Source organism: uncultured Dubosiella sp., assembly GCF_964018005.1.
Classification (GTDB): domain Bacteria; phylum Bacillota_I; class Bacilli_A; order Erysipelotrichales; family Erysipelotrichaceae; genus Dubosiella; species Dubosiella muris.
This window is the reverse complement of the sequence record NZ_CAXHOA010000001.1, coordinates 68,094-86,633: the sequence shown is the minus strand read 5'-3', so window position 1 is coordinate 86,633 and position 18,540 is coordinate 68,094. Positions and strand designations below refer to the sequence as shown.

The window sequence follows — 18,540 nt, the reverse complement described above, 5'->3', positions numbered from 1 at the left end:
CCTTTCCTTATCCATTATAAGATCGGTTCCGTTTCGTTTTCAATCCTCGACTTTTCCACAATCTCCATCTCCACCACCTTCAGCAAGTCGATTTTCCGTTTCACGATATCAATACGACGTTCTTCCAGGCAAAAACGCGACACCATCCCTGTCACTTCCACAAACACATCCTCGCTTTGAAACACGACCCGCAGTACATCGCCAACCCGCACTTGCGCCAGCGTCACATCCAGCTGCTCCCGCTCATCCTCCGAAAGAACGCGCGGGGGCACGATCACTTTTTCCTGCTGCGCCAGCAAATCCCGGAAGCCAGCCAGCGCGTCAAACGACTGAAAGAGCTGCGCCCGGGCCGCGCGGTTGCCCTTATTCATGATGGCCTCCAATGAGCGTGTTTCGCGTTTTCGCTGTCGCTTTTTCCAATGCGTCCGTTCCCCGCCATATCGCGTTGCGACCATATTTCTGTTTGATCTCCACAAGAACTTCCTGCATTTTTTTCTCCTTTTCCAACGCGTCCACATCCGTGAACAAATCCCATTGCTCCATTTCTTCCTCGCAAAGATGTCCAAACGAAAGCCATAACCGGCGAATAGGACGATCCTTTTTTACGATTCGCCAAAACAAACCGACGCATTGCTCCCGCAGCACGCGGTAGGAGCTAGTCAAAACAGCCAGCGTTTGACTGCCATGGGAGGAAGAGCCGGCCCCTTTCGCATAGCCAATACCTAAAGAAAGATGCCCCGTCACCAAATGCCGTTCCGTCAGCTTCAAAACATTGTCATCCACCATTTCCTTAACAACCGTCAACGCGTCTTCCGCGTTGTATTCCTCGAATAAAATTTGCGACGCGGAAAGACTATGCGAACGGGGGACATATCGCTTGATATCCGCGATCTCCACTGGTTCGCGTCCCCACGCGTGGTCGATCAAATATTCCGCGTTGACGCCAAATTCCTTATATAAAATTTCAGGATCGCACCGCGTCACGCCATACAAATCGTAAATTCCATGCTGTTCCAGCCGTCTGGCAATGCCCCGGCCAATCATCCAAAAATCCGTCAAAGGCCGATGATGCCACAACGCCTCGCAAAACCGCCGCCGATCCAAAACACCGATTCCTTCGGGATCGTGTTTCGCCATGATATCCAGCGCGACTTTCGCCAAAAACAAATTCGTGCCAATCCCGCACGTCGCGACGATTCGTGTCGACGCGTAAATATCCGCAATCATCATTTGCGCGATTTGTTTGGCGTTCTTTCGATACATTCGCTGGTACGATGTCACATCCACAAACGCCTCGTCAATCGAATACACATGGACATCGTCGCTGGAAACATACTTTAACAAGATTTTGTAAATTCTTGCCGAATACTCCATGTAGCGCTTCATCCGCGGTCTGACCGCGATATACGGCACCGTCTTCGGAATCTCAAACAGCCTGCCCCGGCTTTTCACGCCAAAGCGCTTGATGGCCGGCGTGGCCGCCAGCGTAATCGCGCCAGGGCCTCTGGAGGCGTCCGCCACGACCAGGTTGACCGCAAACGGATCCCAGCCCCGGGCCGCGCACTCCACCGAAGCGTAAAACGATTTTAAGTCGATACATAAATACACTTTATCCATATTTCCACGATCCTTTTCTTTATATTATCAAAAAATATGGATTTTATAAATATAAATACAGAAATAATCATAAAAAGAAGGCGATTCAAAGCCTTCCTGTATTTTTCAACCCTTTCGATTTCACCGAATTGTCTTGTTCGCCTCCAAAATCGGCGGCACTTCCAATACGCTCGATACCATCCAATACGATTGTTCCATTTCCCTTCCCTTTTTTAAATGAGCCCGATTGACCCATATCTTCCGCCAGCCAAGCTTGCTTGCCGGCACGATATCCCACCAATACCCTTTGGCGATATGAAAATGCTCCCTGGTCCTCAAATCAAATTTTTGTTCGGCCATTTGAAAAAAGCGCAAATCCGGCTTGTAGCACTTTGTATTTTCCGCCACCAGCCAGTCATCAAACCAATGTTCCAGCGCTTCCACATACCAACGCATCATCTGGTGCGTCGTATTCGACAAAAGAACGAGTTCATACCCCATTTCTTTGAGGACGCGAAGGGCAGCCAGCACATCCGGGAACGGTTGAAACGTTTTATGAACCAGAATCACCCGCTCATATTGCGAAGCAAACCCATCGCAATTCATTTCCATATCGCAATACGTAAGAGCCTGCAAAAGCAATTCGTCATACTTCATAAAAGATTCCCCATACATGAGCCGATCCTCGTAGCTTGAAAAAATATGGATCGCCTTTTCGCTAGACAACCCCTGTTCTTTCGCGATCTGGCCAATCAAACCATACAAAGGGGACGGATCCAACAGCGTTCCATAGCAATCAAAAGTCAAAATTTTCTTCATAATCCACTCCCGTATTTCTCCTGATTTCATTTTACCATTAAAAAACCGAAGCTCTGCAAAACTTCGGTCAAGAGAAAAAGAAAGTAAATTCACAAAACCAGTCAACGCTCCAAAATCACGAGCACGTCGCGATGGAACGGATGCATCGGAAGCGTATCCGTATCCTCAGTAAATTCGTTGATCGAAATATAGCGCGTTTCCAAGTCGACGATCGTTTCTTTGTACCCTTTTAGCGAAATCGTCGTCTTCAACGCGATATTGTATGGAACATACAACGCGTAGCCATTGCTCGTTTTCGCCACCCGGACCCGCTCGTTTTCCTTGGCTAGTAGCGTCTCATCCGGCACCAAGTCGTACAAATCGTACAAACCGATCAAATACGCCATATAGCCATAGTCCCAGGCCCCCTGGAAATGAATCGCCTCCTGCCATGGCTTTGGCGTGGCGAATCCCTCGCCAATCGAGGAGCCAAACGTCGTTCCTGCCAAATGCCAGCTGTATATTCCGGCCGCTCCGTACGTGATGCCGGCTCCGGCGCCCGAAAGCACGCTTTCCCACGCCGCCCGGACAATATCCTCCCGGTGCCAGCGTCCGCTTTTGCCGCCCGAAAAGCCCATCTCCTCATAACAAGGCTCGCTGTTGATCAGCGGCTTGCCCGGATATTTTTCCATCATCTCCAAAGCGAGCTTGTACGGCATCGCCAAGTCGTTGTGGTTGTGGCCGCTTTGATACCACAGAAGATCCAGATTTTGCTCCAGTTCTTTCGGAATGTACGTGTAGCGGCCTTTGATATGCGTCGTATACAGACAATCCGGCGCGAGCTGCCGCAAACGGTTCGCCGCCTCGACATAATACGATTCGCAAAGCGGCGTGTTGAAATCTGTATCCCCGCTAATCACGTAAATCGGATCGAACTTCGTAAACGTTTCATGCACTTTGTCGACATAGGACTCGATCGCCTCAAACGGCATCGTCCCTTTGGCGTAAAATTTGCTCGCCCACGTGTCGGGCACATAGTTGCACCACAAGACGACAAGCGCCAGTTCAAACCCGTATTCCTTCGCGACGGCGCACAACTTGGCCGCATGGTCGAAATACGCGTCGTTCAAATGAAAGTAGTCCCACTTGCCATCCACTTCCAAAAACGGATCATACCGAAGAGAAGTCGGCGAGGCGTCCCACTGCGGCAAAATATTGATTTGCAGCGCGTTGAACCCTTGCTCCTTTCGCTTTCGCAAATAATAGATCCAGTCCTCGTCGGTAATGTTCGTAAACGCCGACCAGCACGTGTCCGCCAAGTAGAAGAACGGCTTTCCATCTTTTAAAAGATTGGTCTTTGTCGCTTTCAGCATCTTACTCTCCTCTCAATACGGCATCCATCGCCGCGTCTTGCGTATCGTAATAATCCGATTTCAAATCCGGAATGAATTTCAGCGCTTCGTGCAGCACCGGCAGCACGTCGGCATGCACGCCCACGCAATGGTGGATATACGGGCCTTCCACGATCTTCGCTTCGAGTTTTTTCAAATTTTCCACCTCGATCCAAACGTATGTGCCCTGGTTTTTCGGTCCGTCGATACCTTTGGCGTGCCCCATCAGCAAGCGGTACTCCCCGTTGTCGCCATCAAAGCGGACAATGCTCATGTCGCCGCCTCGAATCTCGCCATGCAGCGCCCCCGGATGGGAATAGTTAAACGCGAACGGCGCGCCAAATCTCGGCTTCTCCTTCATAAGCGAAGCCGGCCACGGCCCGCAATGCTGGAGCAACTCCCCGTTTTCGTTGGTCGGATGCGGCACCGTCCAGTCCGCGAAAAACGGCACTTGCTCTCCCCGTGTGGCCGCCTGCACGATCAGCGACGTGATCGCCCCGTGGATATCCGTCTCGCAAACGACCGGATAGCCCTCGTCGTTGAGCAGCGAGTTGGCTACGCAAGGAAACAAGCCGATATGCCCTTGCAGCGCGTTCCAGCACTGGATGGCCGCCGCCTTGCAGCCAAACCGGTCCATGAGCCGCTTCATCGCGCATTTCAGCGCCGCCGTGGAACGAACCGCCGTTTCCGGCACGTCGATGTGCATCGTTTCGCGCATCGTCTGCGCGACCGCGTCGATTTCCGCTTCGCCCACCTGCTCCATTTCCTCTTTCAGTTCCGGCAGCGACACCGGATGGACCCGCACATTGAAACGCTCGATCAGCTCTCCTTCGTTGACCATGACCGTCCAGAAGCCGGCCGGCCGCGTTCCGATTTGTAAAATGGTCATGCCGTCGAGTTCCTTGACGACTTGCGCGGCCCGCAAAAAGTTGTCCAGACGCCACGCGAAATACGGATCGTCCAGACGACACATATTCATATAGGAAAACGGAACCTTGAACCGGCGCAAGATCTTCCCGGTCGCGAACAGCCCGCATTGCGAATCCCGCAAACGCGCTCCATTGGCCAGCGGCGCCTCGTCTTTCGGTCCCCACAAAAGAACCGGCTTGCCTACCGCTTTCGCGACTTTAGCGACCAAATCTTCCGTGCCAAAGTTGCAGTGCGGAAAAAAGAGCGCATCCACTTTTTCGTGTTTCAAAAAATCGACGATCGCGTCGACGTCCTTTTCGTCAAACAGCAGCCCTTCCTCGTTGATATGGATAATGTCGACAAAATCGACTTCCAGTTCGTTCAGCCGTTCCAAAATCATCCCGTTGTATTTCAAAGCGTCTTCCTTGCTGAAAATATCCCTTCTCGTGCCGACGACGCCTAGTTTTAAATCGTATTTTCGTTCCATGGTTCCCTTTCTCCTTTCTTCACGTTCGCCATCATGAGCGCGCAATCAATCGCCCGATGATAGCGCGCCAGCCACGCTTCCCGAACCGGCAGCGCCATCTTCGGCTCGAAAACGATCGTTTCCCGCGCAAAATCCTTCTTTTTCGAACTAGCCAGCCATGCGCCCATCGCCGACAAGTCCGGATGATGGCTGACCTCGATTATCCGACCCGATAAATCGGCCAGCAGCTGCATGATGTGCGGGTTTTTCGACAACCCGCCATCGACATGGATCGGCTTGCTCGTTGGCTCGAAGCAGGCCAGCGCGTCGCAAAGCTGGCACACGACGCCGCGAATCACGCCCAGCAAAAAATCACGTGGCTCGCTTTGGCGGTCGACGCCGACAAACATCCCTTTCGCCATCGGGTTCCAGTACGGGATGGAAAGACCTGTCAGCGCGGGAACAAACAGCACTTCTGTCTTTCGTTCAAACAGCGCGTCGTCCAGCTCGCCATAGCTTTCAAACCAGTCCATATCCTCACAAGCCCAGTTCAAACTCTCGCCGTTGCAGTTGACAATCCCCTCCACGCCATAGGCGCGCTCGTCTTTTAAACAATAGGCCAACACGTTTACCAGTCCGTTGATTTGCGGCTGAAGCGTGGACACGTTCATCATGATCGAGCTGCCCGTCCCCAATGTCATTTTCATATCGTATTCATTCGTGCAGCGCTGGGCGAAAAACGCCGCCTGGCTATCGCCCATCACCCCGCGAATCGGCACCGGATCGGCGAGAATGCCATCCACATCGCTCATGCCGAACACTTCATCCGAGCATCGGATTTCCGGCAGCCATTGCCGGTCGATCCCAAACAGCGCGCACAGCTCGTCGTCCCATGCGTTCGTGCTTACATTGTACAGCAATGTTCTCGAAGCGTTCGTATGGTCGGTTGCGTGGATTGCGCCTTTTGTCAGTTTGTAAAGAAGCCAGCTGTCCATCGTGCCAAAATGAAGACAATCCGTATCGCAATCCACATGGTCAACAATCCACTTCATTTTCGTCGCCGAAAAGTACGGGTCGATTTTCAATCCCGTCTTCGCGACAACCATCGGCTCGTGGCCCTGGCGAATCATCGCCTTGCACAGCGCGTTGGAACGCGCGCATTGCCACACGATCGCGCGGTAGAAAGGCATTCCTTCGCGATCCCAGGCGACGACCGTTTCCCGCTGGTTCGTAAGGCAAATCGAGTCGACCGCCACCTCGTTTCGATGCCGGTCCATCAAATCCCGGACACACGTCTTGACGTTGTCCCATATCTCGACGGGATCGTGTTCCACCCAACCCGGCTGCGGATAGTATTTGCGATGCGCCTTGCTGGATTCATCCACAAGGCCCCCTGTCTCGTCGATCAAATACACTTTGGTTGTCGTCGTGCTTTGATCCACCGCAATCGTGACCCGCTTCATCGGCTTACTCCAGCAGGGCACGCGCCTGGGCCGCGATGGCTTCCGGCACGAGTCCATAGTATGCGAACAGCTGCGCGCTCTCGCCTGTAATGAGCGACTCGTCCGGCAGTCCGAGCGCCTTCACTTTACATGGCGCGTATTCGCACACGACCTTCGCCACCATGGCGCCCAACCCGTTCGTGACGTTGTGTTCTTCGAGCGTGATGATCTTTCCTGTTTCTTTGGCGGCCGAAACGATCGCCTCTTCGTCGAGCGGTTTGATCGTATGCATATCAAGCACCCGCGCCTCAACGCCTTCCTTCTTCAGCAAGTCGGCGGTGTCGCATGCCGTCCTGACCATTTCGCCCGTCGCGATGATCGTCAGGTCGCTGCCGCAACGCAGCTCGATCGCTTTGCCGATTTCCAGATCGAAGTCGTCGTTTTCGTGCACTTCCTCGACCGGATTGCGGCCGACCCGGATATACGTAGGGATGGAATCGTCCATGATTGCTTCCATCATCTTTTTCGTTTCATGAAAGTCGGCGGGAACGAGCACGCGCATGTTCGGAATGGCCGACAGCACCGCCAGGTCCTGCAGCGAGTGATGGGACATGCCCAGCGCCCCGTAGCTGACGCCCGCGCTGATCCCAATGAGTTTGACGTTGATGTTGGAGTACGCGACGTCGACTTTGATTTGCTCGATGGCGCGCATCGTCAAAAAGCTGGCGGGCGAAGCGGCAAACGGCTTCTTTCCCGCGCTGCCCAGACCGGCTGCGATACCGACCAGATCCTGCTCGGCGATGCCGACTTCCACCGTGCGTTCGGGATACGCGTTGGCAAACGGCGTCAGCGAGGCGGATCCTCTCGAATCCGAAACGATGATAACGATGTCTTTGTCCGTTTTCGCTTTTTCCATCAAGGCGTCGCAAATGGCGACGCGGTTCGCTTTTTTCATACCGCTTCCTCCAGTTCCTTGATTGCCTGCTCGTATTGGGCTTCGCCAAGCACCCCGTGATGCCACGACGCGATGTTTTCCATAAACGACACGCCTTTGCCTTTGGTCGTGTTGGCCAAAATCAAGGTCGGCTTTCCTTTCGTATGGCGGGCGATCGTAAACGCGCTGATCAAATCGTCGTAGTCGTTGCCGTCGATTTCAACCACGTTGAATCCAAACGCCTCGTATTTTAAGTGGATGTCTTTGAGCGCCATGACGTCCTCGGTCGTGCCGGAAATCTGCAAACCGTTGCGGTCGAGAATGAGACACAGGTTGTCGAGTCCGTAATGAGCGGCTGCCATGGCCGCTTCCCACACGCTGCCTTCGGCTTGCTCCCCGTCGCCCATCAGGCAGTACACGCGCCAGTCTTTGTCGTCCATTTTGCCGGCGATCGCCATGCCGACGGCAACGCACACCCCGTGTCCCAGGGCGCCCGTGTTCATTTCGATGCCGTCGATTTTATTGTTGGGATGCCCGATGAGGCGGGAGCCAAATTGCGAAAACGTGGCGAGCTCCTCTTTTTCCAAATAGCCTTGCTGCGCGAGTACGGCGAACAACGACTCGGCAACGTGGCCTTTGCTTAAGACGAAACGGTCGCGCTCCGGCCAGTCCGGTTCGTCGGGCCGGTGGTTCATTTCCACGTTGTACAGCGTGTTCAAGATGTCGATGGAAGACAGCGAGCCGCCGACATGACCGGCTTTGGACGCGTAACACATCGTGACGATGTCCTGACGCAGTGCGTTTCCGCTTTGAATCAGTTCCCTCATTTCCATATATTCTCCTTTGCTCTAAATCAATCTTTCATAAAATCGGGATTGAACGGCAGCTCGCCGTACATGCCTTCGGCGACGTCGATATAGTTGGACAGCCATTCCTCGCACAGTTCGAACCAGTGGTACACGTGCGGATTTTTGTGCGAATCCTTGCGCGCCGTCGTCCGGTCCGCCAAAGCCAGCCCGTGCTCTCCTTTTTCAAAAATGTGCAGTTCAAACGGAATGTCGTGTTTTTTCAAATTCCACGCCAGCTCGATCGAGTTTCCCACATCGACAAGCTGGTCCTCGTATGTGTGCCAGATAAACATGGGTGGCGTGTGCTCGTCGACCTTGTTGAGGCAGTTGTACGCCTCGACTTGCTCGTCGGTTGGATCGTCGCTGCCAAAGAATCGCATGTTGCCGGTTTGTTTCGGACGCATCATGAGCGGCCCGCTCTCACCGACTGGCATTTTTTCCGCTTTGCCGGCCGCGTAGCACGGTATGGCTAAATTGACTTTGAGACATTCGGGATCGCACCCTAGTTTTTTAGCGATCCAATCCTCGTGCCACATCGTCGCGCATTCGATGGCCAGATGCCCGCCAGCCGAAAAGCCGCACACGATGATTTGGTCGGTATGGACGAGATATTCGTCTGCGTGTTCCCGCACCCATCGTATAGCCATCATCGCTTCTTCAAACGCGTTGCGCGGCACGTTGGGTACGAGGTCGCGGGTCGTGTACCAGAGCACGCCGGCGTGACAGCCGATCGAGTTGAAGCGCAGCGCGATGGGCTCCGCCTCCCGGTCGGACGTGAAGGCGTACGCCCCGCCTGGCAAAACCAGGACGAAGGGGCGTTTTTTACCTACGTTGTATTCGTTGGAGTTGTTTAAAAAGTATGTGTCGAAGTGCGCTGTTTCATTGAGCGGAATCGTTTTACAGATCATGGCAAGTCCTTTCTACGCTTCCTGCACCTTTTGTGCTTTTTCCTCGTATTCCTCGGCGATTTCCTCCATGGACTCGCCCATTTCCTCTTTGTACATCTGGGCGTCGGAAATCTTGAAGAACGGGAACCAGATGAGGCAGCCGACAGCGATGTCGATAATTTGCATCAGGGCCGCGGTCCAGCCGCCTCCCATGAAGCCGTTGATGACAACCGGCAGTCCAAATGGAACTTGCACACCGGTCAATGGCGGAATGAGTCCCATCACGGTCGCGAAGTACGGAATGAGAAGCTGCACGATTGGCGTTAAAATAAACGGAATCGCCATGATTGGATTCAGGATGAGCGGATAGCCAAAGACGATCGGCTCGTTGATCACGAACAGGCCCGGGATGCCGGCCAGTTTCGCCAGCTCTTTGTTTTGTTTCGCTTTCGCGAACAGGAACATGACGATGAGCAGCGACAGCGTTCCTCCCGCGCCGCCGATCCCGGCGTACAAACTATAGAAGGTGTTGCCTAAAATGTGCGGCAGTTCGCTTGCTGGCGTTCCAGCCGCGTACAGTTCCATGTTTTCAAGCGCCATTGGCATGTAGACCGCGCTGACAACCGTTCCGACAACGAGCGATCCGTGGATTCCAAAGAACCACAAAATCATTTGTACCAGAACGATCAGCACGAGCGACCAGATGCTTCCGCCCACGTTCATCAATGGCGTGGCGACGATCGAGTAAATCATTTCCGCGAACGATCCCCAAGGGGTGTACGAGAAGATGACAGCGATGGCGATGAAGATCAAGCCGACCAGGATCGCTGGGATCATCGTCGAGAAGGTCGCAGCGATCATGCCTGGCACGCTTGGCGGCATTTTGATTTTGAGCGCGTCGCATTTCATGAGCGCGGCGTAAATACGAGTCGCCAGCAGCGAGGCGATCAAAGCGGTAAACAAGCCTTGCGCGCCCATGTAGCTCATCGTCAGCGCACCTTCGGTCAGCGGCGTGGCGATAAAGAACGCGAATAAGGAAATCAATCCGCCCGGGATCTCGTCGACTTGCAAGTGGTGCGCGAGGCGGTACCCGATCAAAAACGCGGCGTAAATCGACAGGCAGCTTGTCGTCACTGTGGAGGCGGCGAGCAGGTAAGGCGTGACGCCGATGCTGGCGATAAAGTTGGTCCAAGGTTCGATTGGCAGGACGGCGAGCAGCAGCGCGATCGAGCCGATCATCGTAATAGGCAGTGTTCCCATCAATCCTTTTGAGATGGAATCAAGATAGATGTTGGCCTGAAACTTGGCAGCGAATTCCAGGACCCGGTCAATGGTTTTGTTGTTGTCCATAATCTCCTCCTAACGGTTTGTAACCGTTTTCTTGCTTTCATTTTAGCGCAAAAAAAGCTGAATACAAGCGATTCAGCTAAAATTTATCTATAATTAAACTAAATGTTTTTCTATTTTATTTAGTTGATTCCCGTTCCACCACACTGGTGTTCACGAGAAGTTTCATCGACTGCTCCCCGTTTTCGAATTTGGAAATCAGCCGTTTCACGGCGATCTTTCCCAAATCCTCTTTGTTGACGCGCACCGTCGTCAAGGACGGCTCGCTGTACCGCGCCATTTCGATGTCGTCGAATCCCGCGATCGGAATAAAACATCCTTCTTCTTTCATCGCGCGCAAAGCGCCCAGGGCGATGTAGTCGTTCATGGCGACAAACGCGTCCGGCAAGGGCAGATCGAGTTCCTTTTGCTGGCGCAAATACGCGTGAAAATCGCTCTTTCCCGCTTCGATGTGCGGCTCGACGAACACTTCGTAGTCGCCGTTGAATTCCAGATCGTTGTCGGAAAGCGCCTGCAAAAAGCCAAGCTTCCTTTCTTTGAAATTGTTGATCATGCGCAGCGAGTTGATGAGTCCAATCGTTCGATACCCACGGTCGATGAGCAGCTTCGTCACCTCGTACATGCCATCTTTGTTGTTGATGGCGACAAAGTCGCAGTTTTCCATAATATAGGCGTTGTCCACGATGACAAACGGAATTTTAAAATGACGGAACTTCTCCACGTCTTTGAAGTGCATTTCCGTTCCCATAATGAGCAGACCGTCGCTTTCGCTAATGTTGTCGAGCGCCAAAATTCCCTTGTCGTCCTGACTGCTCACCTTGCGGATGCGCAGCTGGTAGTCGTTTTGATAGCAGCCTTCCTCCATGCCACGGATCAAAGCCGAGAAAAACGGTTGTTCCGACTGCACGATCGTTTCTCCCCCGTCATAAAGAACCAAGGTTATAATCCCGGTTCGTTTTCCTTTTTTAAAATAGCCGAGCTCTTCGGCGACTTGAATGATATGTTCTCTTTTTTTCTCGCTGACCGCTCCTTTGCGGTTGTTGAGCGCGTTGCTGACCGATCCGGGCGATACCCCGGCCGCCTTGGCGATTTGCGCGATTGTCACTTTCATGATATAAAACCTCCACTAAAACTTTTGCGATATATTTAGTTACTTTATTTTAGCTATAAATCCGGTTTCAATGCAATAAAAAAAGACGAAAATTGCCATGAATTCCGTCCTTTTGTCTTACATTAAGCCAAGATGCTTCCCGACCTGGCGCGCTTCGCTTGGTGATAATTTCTCTTTCTGGGTTTCGTATACTTGTTGGATTGGAATGCCAAAATCCTGTGAAATCCCGCGAATGATTTTGACCGACGCTTGCACGGCGCCTTCTTTTCGCCCTTGCGCTCGTCCTTCATTTCGTCCTTCCTCTCTTCCTTTTTCAATCAATCCCTGGCTCAAGTTGCACATTTTCCTCACCCTCCTTTGGTCTTCTTCCATTGTGAATCCATACGCTCTCAATTTCTCGTTGGCTTTCTTTTCCTCTTCGCACTTAAACAAATAATGCAGCACTTTCAGTGAATCCTTGTCGTCTTCCCGGATCTCGTTTCCGATTTTGAATGTCGCCAGGTTCATCATGCCCTCCTTTGGCTCGTTTCTTGTCACCTGGCTACCTTCTGTTTTCTCGATCCATTCCTTTTTGATTTCCAGCTCGCTTTTTTTGATCCGGAAATCGTTGACGACCCACATCGAATACACCGGCCGCAACGCGTTGTAGTCCACTTTCTTTCCCACCTGGTTACATACCATCGCGGCCACATACAAATTCTTTCGTGATTCCAAATCGTACGCTTTGGGCATGTCCTTTTGGAAATCCGCGTTGCCGTACGCCTGCCATGATTTCTTTTTCATGCCAAACAACAGGTCGGGCTCGACGTAGGCGCCCGAGCTAAACGCGATCTCGCCCGACGCGTACGGGATTTGATCGGTGTCGGTTTCGATATAGCCGCGAATGGCTTCGATGGGGTCCGAAGCCAGAGGCGGCACGCCGTCTTTGATCAAATACGACAAAAGCCGGGTGTCCCGAAGCCATTGTTTCGCCATACGGTCGTACGCCCGTTGCTGCCGGCGCAGGCTTTTCCGTTCTTTTTTATTTTTATCTTTCATATCTATTATATACGACAAAGAGAGGACAAAAGGGACATTATTTCTTAAAAAAGTTTATTTTCTTTCTAATCTATCAGTTATATTGATAAAAACTTTTTTGTGTGTTTTAACCTTTATAGCAATAAATATCCACCGGCTAAGCCGGTGGTTTTTCAGATGCGGGCATAGCCCTGCTCTCAAAGCTGCGCGTCAACGCGCTTTCATGGTCTGCCCATTGCACTTATTTTCGTTTTCCCGTAAACGGATCTTCAAATTCCAATTCCAGTTGCTCGGCTACTTGATCCTCTTTCAACTGATTTTGAATATATTCTTGAATCTTCTTTGTATTCTTTCCTGCCGTGTCCACGTAGTAGCCTCGACACCAAAAACTTCGGTTCCGATATTTATATCTTGCGTTTGACCATTTTTCATAAATCATTTGGCTACTCTTTCCTTTCAAATACCCCATGAATCCAGATACGCTCATTTTTGGCGGTATTTCTATGAGCATGTGGATATGATCACAACATACTTCCGCTTCTATTATGTTCACTCCTTTCCATTCACATAGATTCCTTAATATCTTTCCTATTTCCAATCGTCTTGCATCATAGAATGCTTTTCTTCTATACTTTGGCGCAAACACGATATGGTACTTACAATTCCATTTTGTGTGTGATAAACTGTGTAAGTCATTGGACATATTCTTTGTGTTCATTGCATAAAGCCCTCCTGGTTTCTTCTTTCGTAGTTGGCAGACCACGTTTTTAGTTTAAACCAGGAGGGCCTTTCATGATCACTCCGCTTAAGCTTTTTGGACCCCCAGACAATCTGGGGGGGTTGGGTTACAAAAAACGAGTCGATTTCGCTTCGACTCGTTTTTCAATTATTCTTCCTCGTCTGTGACTTCCTCTGTCCGGTAAATGAAACGAACCGTGGAATCCGCGCCCTTTGGAGCGCCGGTAAACGTCGAGTTCTCCTCGTTGAGATCCTGGATCTGCTCGACAATATCCATCAATGTCTTGACTTCGCCCGTCGTCAAATCCAGCTTTTCCTTCAACTGACCCATGCCTTGCGCCTGGAACTGATCGCTGCCTTCCGCCAGCTTCTTGGCGCCGGCATCAAGCTCGTCAACACCCGAACGCAAATCGTTCAAGCCCGATTTCAGCTCGTTCAGTTTGCCCTTCTGGTCGTACAGTTGCTTCGTTCCATCGACGATTTGTGCCGATCCATCTTTCAACACCGCCGAGTTTTGATTCAAAGCGTTCGTTCCCGACGCCAGCTGGCTGGCCCCAGAATTCAACTGATCCACGCCGTTTTGCAAAGCGCCCAAGCCTTGCTTCAACTCGTTGATCTTGTCTTTTTGACCTGCAAGCTGACTCGTGCCCGAAGCGAGCTGCGCCGCGCCTTCATTCAAAGCCGCGCTCTGGTCAACCAGCTGCTGACTGCCCGCGTTCAACTGATCAAACGCCGCTTTGGATTGCGTCTGCAAATCGTCCAGTCCCTGGTCAAGACGGGCCACGCCGTTGCTAACCTGGCTCGCGCCTGTATCCAGCTGATTCAATCCGCCCTTTAGCTGCGCGATCGCCGCCTTGAGCTGATCGACGTTTTGCGGCAAGTTGGCGCTGTTGAGCATCGACTCCATTTGCGCAAGAATCGCCTGCGCGCTCTGAATGTCCGCGCTCATCGAATCCAGCGCCGCGTTCGCGTTGGTCACAACCTTCGCCATGCCTTCCAGGCCTTGCTTCATTTGCGCGAAATCCGCGTTCAGCTGCGTTGGATCCAGCGAAACAAGCGCTTCCAGATCAGCCGGAGTCTGGGCGCTCTGCAACGCCGCCTTCTGGCTGTCGAGCGCCGCGATCTGGCTTGAGAAGTCGACCGTCACCGTCTTCGTCTGGTATGTCACTTCCTCATGCGTCGTTCCATCCGGGTTCGTCACAGTCGTCGTCACCGGCACCTGATACGTCTCGTTGACCTGGTTTGCCTGCAACGCCGCGATCGCCGCGTCGATTTGCGCGATATACTCGTTTCTTGTCGATTCAAACGATGCGGCAGCCGCGTGGCTGGACGCGTTGTACGCGTCGATCTTCTGATTGTTGCCGGCAATGATCTGATTCATTTTTCCGGCTTCCACATTGACGTCCTTCACGAGCGCTTCCATGCCACCCAGGCTTTGTTTAGCCGAATCAATCGTCTGCTCCATTTGACCAAGCGTTTGCTGGTCTTCCGCGACAAGGCCGCCAAGTTTCGTCAACCCTTGCTGGGCTCCCTGCACGTTTTGAATGAGCGCGTCGATTTGCGCCTCGTCCAGCTGCGAAACTTGCGCGTTCATTTGCGACAAGCCATCCGCCACGTCCTGGCTGCCTTTCACCAGCGCGCTTCGGCCCTGCTTCGTATCGCTCAACGCCTTGTCCACGCCATACAGCTGTTTGTTGCCCTCGTTCAGTTTCGCCACGCCATCCGTGTATTGCTTCAAGCCGGCCTGCAACCGTGCGGTGCCCTGGTCAAGCTGATCGGCGCCTTCCATGAGCTGATCGATTTTCGGATACGCGCTTTCCAGCGGCGCCAGCCCGGCTTTTAACTGCGACGTTCCTTCTTGCAGCTTCGCGGCCCCCGTGTCGACTTGTGCCACGCCATCCGTGTAGTCGACGATGCCTTGATTCAGTTTCCGGCTGCCTTCATACAGCTGCGTCGCGCCATCCGACAACTGATCCATTTGCGGACCTACCGTCGACAACGGGGCGATGCCCTCCTTCAGTTTTCCGGTACCATCCGCGAGCTGATGCGTGCCTTCGTTGATTTGCTCGCTGGCCGCCATCAATTCGTTGATACCACCCGTCAAATCGGATACCGAGTCGATGCCTTCGATGTCCTCGGCGTTGATCTCGTTGGTCGCGACCATCATGATCTCGCTTTGCTTGTAGTCTTTCACATCCGCCTTGATCGTGATCGTGTCGCTTAAGTCAAGCTTTTTATTCACCGTTTCCAGTCCGGCCTCATCGAGCGTCTGAGAAAGGCCGGGAATCGTGGCGAACGCCAAAATCTCGTTCGAGCCGTCGTTGACGATCTTGCCTTGCTTGCATGTGACGTTTTTGAACACGTCCGTGTCCAGGTCCATCATGCCACCCGCCAAATACGATGGATGGATCGTGACGGTTTTACCGTTGGCGTTGATTTGTTTTGAAATGTTGTTCGTAAAAGTAATTTGCATTTCGAGCTTGCCGCTCTTGCCTTCCAAATCCTTGGCGTCGATTTTCTTTCCGTCAAGTTTGTACTCGATTTGAATGGAAACCGGCAGTTTCTTTGTCGTTTTTCCCTGATAGTAGACGTCGTTGCCTTTCACGTTCCATGTGTAGTTTTTGCCGGACACTTTCGGTTTTTCGTCCCCTTTGATATTTTCGACATTCGTCAAATCGAGCGTTTCCTCGATGTTTTGGATGCCATCGGCGTCGTGCAGCCAGTTGGATACGATCGTGTTATTGACCGTGCCATCCGGATCCATGACGGCGTACACGGTTTCGGTTTTCGTTGTCGGATCATCGGCTTCTTCGGCAAACAGCGGGAAATTGATCATCGAGCAACCCATGACGGTCGCGAGAATGGAACATCCTATATTTCTAATTGTTTTATTCATTGTTTACTCTCCTTTGGCGACTGGCCAGTTTTTCGTAGTTTTTTGAATGAGTTTCTGACTTACGATCAGCATTGACGGCAAAACAACCAAAATGACAATGACCGAAATCAAGGCGCCGCGGCCAAGCAGCTGACAAAGCGCGGCAATCATATCCATCTTGGCGATCATCGCCACACCCGAGCACGCCGCGAAAAACGACAACCCGCTCGTGATAATGGATGGCGATGTCATTCGAATCGACGTGGCGACCGCCTCTTTCACGCCCAGTCCGTTTTGCAGTTCCTCTTTAAAACGCGTCGTCATCAAGATCGCGTAGTCGATGCAGGCGCCCAGCTGAATCGTGCCAATGACGATACCGGCGATAAACGGCAGCTGCGTATGCGTCAGGAACGGGATACCCATGTTGACGCAAATCGCGAACTCGATCGCCAGCACGAGAATGAACGGCAGCGAGAACGATTTGAACGTGATCGCGATGATGAGCAGGATCGCTACGATGGAAACGACATTGACCATTTGGAAGTCGATGTTTGTGACTTGGATCAAATCTCTTGTCAAAGCGCCTTCGCCGGCGATCTTCGCGTCCTTGTCGTATTCATGAATGATGTTGTCGATCTCGTCAAGCTGGGCGTTTTCCTGATCCGTCGCCGCCCGGTAATCCGAGTTGACGACGATCAGCCGCTTGCCCCCGTTGTGCAAAATTTCCTGCACCGCTTTTGGCTCGAACGTGCTTGGCACGCCCGGACCGATGTATTTTTCATAGCCAAGAACATTCGTCACGCCTTTGACGTTCTCGATGCGGTCGATGATCGTTTGAATGTCCTTGGTTGGCACTTTATCGTCCAAAACAACAAAGTGCGTCGTTGTCATGTTGAATTTTTCCTTGAGCTGACTCGTTCCCTCCACGCTTGGCAGCTCGGCTGGCAGCGTCTGCGTCAAGTCATAGTACTGACCGACGTTGGCCTGGCAGTAAATCGCCGGAATGAAGAGGAGCACAAACGCGATCAAAATCGCCTTGTAGTGCTTGCTGACAAATTTTGGCGTCCGCTTCAGCGGTTTGATCAAAACCGGATGCGTGTACTTCTCGATGCTTTTGTCAAACGCCATCAACAAGCTTGGCAAGACGAGCACGGTACAAACGACGCCAAGGATGACGCCTTTCGCCATGACGATTCCAATGTCGCGGCCTAACGTCAGCTGCATCGCGCACAGCGCCAGGAATCCGGCAATCGTCGTGACAGACGAGGATGTGATGGACACGAACGTCGCGTGAATCGCTTTGGACATCGCGTCCTCTTTCGTATCGGTTTTCGTTTTTTCCTCCTGATAGCGATGCAGCAGGAAGATGGAGTAGTCCATCGTGACCGCCAGCTGCAAGATCAAAGCCAGCGCCTGCGTAATGTATGAAATCTGCCCGAGGAACACGTTCGTTCCCATGTTATAGATGATCGGGAACATGATTCCAATCAGGAAGACGATTGGCGCCACCCACGATTTCAAGCCGAGGCAAAGCACGACAAGGCAAAGCAGGACGGCGATAAGCGAATAAATCGGCGTTTCCTGGTTGACGAGGTCTTTCGTATCCTCGGTAATGGCGGAGAAGCCAGCCAGATAGCAGTCCATCTGCGCGTATTTTTTAATTTGCGCGATCGCGTTCATCGTCGTGTCGGACGCGGTCGGCTCCTTGAAGGTGATGATAAGCATCGTGGAATCGCCGCTATACAGCATTTTTTGAATGTTTTCCGGAATGGCTTCCTTCGGAACGCTGATGTCGGTGGCGTCGTCGCGCCATATGACTTTGTCCACGCCCTTGATGTCCTGAATTTCCTTTTTCAGTTTCAGGACGTCTTTGTCCTTCATGCCGTTGACGACAAGCATATCGACACTGGACAAGTTGAAATCGTCATTTAAGATGTCCTGCGCCTGCATTGACTCGGAGTCAGCCGGCAAATACGACAAAATATCGTAGTTGACTTTCGTGTTCAAATACCCGAAAACGCTCGGTATTAAAAGCACGATGGATAGGATCAGGATAATTTTTCGATACCTGACAATGAATTTCGATAGTTTTTCCATACAATTCTTCAATTCCTCTCACGCAGAATAAGATACTCTTTTAATGACTAATAGTCAATTTTTTAACCCAAAAACTTTTAAATT

At 52.1% G+C, this 18,540-nt stretch carries 15 protein-coding genes; all 15 read right to left on the bottom strand.

Translation table 11 applies throughout. The features are described 5' to 3' along the window. Positions 1-14: 14 nt before the first annotated feature. The 15 genes from ABNS49_RS00430 to ABNS49_RS00360 all read right to left on the bottom strand — a co-directional run bounded on the left by ABNS49_RS00430 (position 15) and on the right by ABNS49_RS00360 (position 18,456). Positions 15-371, bottom strand: a complete 357-nt coding sequence (locus ABNS49_RS00430; RefSeq protein WP_135979918.1) for a hypothetical protein — start codon at positions 369-371, stop codon at positions 15-17. Next, on the bottom strand, positions 364-1,617 hold the full coding sequence (locus ABNS49_RS00425; protein WP_348687634.1) for a DNA repair protein: 1,254 nt from the start codon (positions 1,615-1,617) through the stop codon (positions 364-366). Before ABNS49_RS00425 ends, ABNS49_RS00430 begins: the two co-directional genes overlap by 8 nt. A 120-nt stretch (positions 1,618-1,737) precedes the next feature. Then, positions 1,738-2,415 (bottom strand): HAD family hydrolase, encoded by a 678-nt coding sequence (locus ABNS49_RS00420; RefSeq protein ID WP_135979920.1) that lies wholly within the window; start codon positions 2,413-2,415, stop codon positions 1,738-1,740. A gap of 101 nt (positions 2,416-2,516) precedes the next feature. Next, positions 2,517-3,767 (bottom strand): DUF4038 domain-containing protein, encoded by a 1,251-nt coding sequence (locus tag ABNS49_RS00415; RefSeq protein WP_135979921.1) that lies wholly within the window; start codon positions 3,765-3,767, stop codon positions 2,517-2,519. Position 3,768: 1 nt separating this feature from the next. Then, positions 3,769-5,181: an L-fucose/L-arabinose isomerase family protein gene (locus ABNS49_RS00410; protein WP_135979922.1), complete on the bottom strand. Its 1,413-nt coding sequence runs from the start codon at positions 5,179-5,181 to the stop codon at positions 3,769-3,771. Then, positions 5,160-6,623 carry an FGGY family carbohydrate kinase gene (locus ABNS49_RS00405; protein WP_168353554.1) on the bottom strand — a complete coding sequence of 488 codons (1,464 nt, stop codon included), beginning with the start codon at positions 6,621-6,623 and terminating at the stop codon, positions 5,160-5,162. The genes ABNS49_RS00410 and ABNS49_RS00405 overlap by 22 nt, the downstream gene beginning before the upstream one ends. 4 nt (positions 6,624-6,627) lie before the next feature. Further along, positions 6,628-7,557 (bottom strand): transketolase C-terminal domain-containing protein, encoded by a 930-nt coding sequence (locus tag ABNS49_RS00400; RefSeq protein ID WP_135979924.1) that lies wholly within the window; start codon positions 7,555-7,557, stop codon positions 6,628-6,630. Next, a complete protein-coding gene (locus ABNS49_RS00395; protein WP_338400916.1) occupies positions 7,554-8,363 on the bottom strand; it encodes a transketolase in 810 nt (269 codons plus the stop codon). The genes ABNS49_RS00400 and ABNS49_RS00395 overlap by 4 nt, the downstream gene beginning before the upstream one ends. Positions 8,364-8,389: 26 nt before the next feature. After that, complete coding sequence (locus ABNS49_RS00390) at positions 8,390-9,292, bottom strand: alpha/beta hydrolase (RefSeq protein WP_135979926.1); 903 nt, start codon at positions 9,290-9,292, stop codon at positions 8,390-8,392. Between the two features lie 12 nt (positions 9,293-9,304). Continuing rightward, complete coding sequence (locus tag ABNS49_RS00385; RefSeq protein WP_135979927.1) at positions 9,305-10,621, bottom strand: PTS transporter subunit EIIC; 1,317 nt, start codon at positions 10,619-10,621, stop codon at positions 9,305-9,307. Positions 10,622-10,736: 115 nt separating this feature from the next. Continuing rightward, a complete protein-coding gene (locus ABNS49_RS00380; protein WP_135979928.1) occupies positions 10,737-11,729 on the bottom strand; it encodes a LacI family DNA-binding transcriptional regulator in 993 nt (330 codons plus the stop codon). Positions 11,730-11,846: 117 nt separating this feature from the next. Further along, positions 11,847-12,767, bottom strand: a complete 921-nt coding sequence (locus tag ABNS49_RS00375; protein WP_135979929.1) for a hypothetical protein — start codon at positions 12,765-12,767, stop codon at positions 11,847-11,849. A gap of 220 nt (positions 12,768-12,987) precedes the next feature. After that, positions 12,988-13,449, bottom strand: coding sequence for an IS200/IS605 family transposase (gene tnpA / locus ABNS49_RS00370; protein ID WP_135979959.1), 462 nt, complete (start codon positions 13,447-13,449; stop codon positions 12,988-12,990). A gap of 183 nt (positions 13,450-13,632) precedes the next feature. Further along, positions 13,633-16,380 (bottom strand): hypothetical protein, encoded by a 2,748-nt coding sequence (locus ABNS49_RS00365; protein WP_135979930.1) that lies wholly within the window; start codon positions 16,378-16,380, stop codon positions 13,633-13,635. Positions 16,381-16,383: 3 nt separating this feature from the next. Next, the gene (locus tag ABNS49_RS00360) at positions 16,384-18,456 is read right to left on the bottom strand and encodes an MMPL family transporter (protein ID WP_135979931.1); all 2,073 of its coding nucleotides are present in this window, start codon (positions 18,454-18,456) and stop codon (positions 16,384-16,386) included. Between the last annotated feature and the right edge of the window lie 84 nt (positions 18,457-18,540).